Raw genomic sequence first — 1,967 nt, 5'->3', positions numbered from 1 at the left:
GCCTGCAGTGCGGCGGCGAGGTAGCTCGCGGAAGCACCGACGCCCTTATCCGCGACCTGGACGGGCGTGCCAGTTGCAACTACGGTCCCGCCGGCGTCGCCCGCGCCGGGGCCAAGATCGATCACGTGATCGGCCACCGCGATAACGCGCATGTCCAGCTCCGCGGCGACGACCGTGTTGCCCGCATCGACCAGCGTCTGCAGGTGCGTGACCAGACGATCCGTATCGGCGCAGTGGAGCCCGGATGTCGGCTCGTCCAAGACGTACAGCGTGTCTCCGCGCTGCGCACGCTGCAGCTCGGTCGCGAGCTTGACACGCTGCGCTTCACCCCCGGAGAGTTCGGTTGCCGGTTGACCCAGCCGGAGGTAATCGAGTCCGACATCCGACAAAGCTGCCAGCGATCGCGTGATCTCCTCATCGCCCGCGAAGAACAGGTTCGCCTCCTCGACGCTCATGGACAACACGTCAGCGACCGTGTGCCCCCTCCACGTGATCTCGAGCGTTGATGCCTTGTATCGGGTGCCGTGGCAGTCGGGGCATTCGGTGTACACGGAAGGCAGGAAGAGGAGCTCGACCATCACCGATCCCTCGCCCTCGCAGGTCGGGCAGCGCCCACCGGCGACATTGAAGGAGAATCGGCCAGGCTTGTACCCGCGGGAACGAGCTTCCGGGGTGTCTGCAAATCGACGACGTACGTGATCGAACAGCCCGGTATAGGTGGCGACGTTGGACCGCGGGGTCCGGCCAATGGGCCGCTGGTCGATGACGACCAGCCGCTGTACACCGGTGACGGGCCCGGCGACGCGCCCATCGAGACGTTCCGGCGCATCCGAGAGGAGTGACTCGTCGCTGACCGGCTCGTCATCGGCCCGGACAGCCCGGCCAAGGCGATCACCAAGCAGCAATGGAAGCGCCTGGCTGACCAGACTTGACTTGCCGGCCCCGGACACGCCCGTAACGGCGGTGAAGACACCCAAGGGGATATCGACCGTGAGGTCGTGCAGGTTGTTCCGCGTCACGTTCTCCAGGCGCAGCCAACTGCGTGCCTCACGGGGTGTGCGAAGAGGGAGACCGCGGCCACCGAAGAGGTATCCGCGTGTCACGGACTCCTCAATATCGGCGAGCCCGTCGGGTGGGCCGCTGTAGAGCACGCGGCCGCCGTGTTCACCGGCGCCGGGGCCGATGTCGACCAGCCAGTCCGCGTGCCGCATCACAGCCACGGAGTGTTCGACGATGAACAGGCTGTTCCCTCGCCCCTTGAGTCCGTCCAGGATCTCGAGGAGCGCCGCCACGTCCTGCGGATGCAGTCCCGCCGATGGTTCGTCGAGGACGTAGACGACCCCGAAAAGATCAGAGCTGAGTTGCGTCGCGAGCCGGAGTCTCTGTAGCTCGCCGCCCGACAGCGTTGGCGTCGTCCGGCTCAATGACAGGTAACCCAGTCCCAGATCGACCAGTGGACGAAGCCGCTGCAACACCCCTGAAGCGAGCTGGACCGCAGCAGCACGCTTCTCTGGCGCTCGGCTTGCGGTGGGTCGCACATCGGGCGAGGGGGCAATGGGAGCCTTGCCAGCAGCGACCTGCCCTTCCCCCGCGGCACGCAGAGAGGCAGCATCGGAAGAGGCGGCCTCGTGGTCCTCCAACCGTGCGACGACTCCCGAGAGGATCGTGGCAAGTTCCCGGAGCGGCAGTTGGGAGAATTCGGCGATGTCGAATCCTTCGAACGTGACAGACAGCGCCTCGGGCTTCAACCGCTTGCCATCGCAGACCGGGCAAATCGCAGCGGTGAGGAACTGCGCGACGCGCCGTTTCATCGAGGCGCTCTTCGTGTTCGCGAACGTGTCCAGAATGTACCGGCGAGCTCCGACGAATGTGCCCGAGTAGCTCGGCTCCACGCCTGCTTCGATCGCAGCTTTGGACTCAGAGAGGGTGAGCCGGGAGTGGACCGGAACGAAGGGGGTCTCATCGGT

At 65.9% G+C, this 1,967-nt stretch carries 1 protein-coding gene; it reads right to left on the bottom strand.

Annotation, left to right across the window (positions count from 1 at the left end):
* On the bottom strand, window positions 1-1,967 hold a 1,967-nt coding region (locus KZA10_RS13570; protein ID WP_218683142.1), incomplete at both ends, for an excinuclease ABC subunit UvrA.

The organism is Microbacterium sp. BF1 (genome assembly GCF_019279095.1).
Taxonomy (GTDB): domain Bacteria; phylum Actinomycetota; class Actinomycetes; order Actinomycetales; family Microbacteriaceae; genus Microbacterium; species Microbacterium maritypicum.
This window is presented reverse-complemented; position numbering and strand designations above follow the sequence as displayed.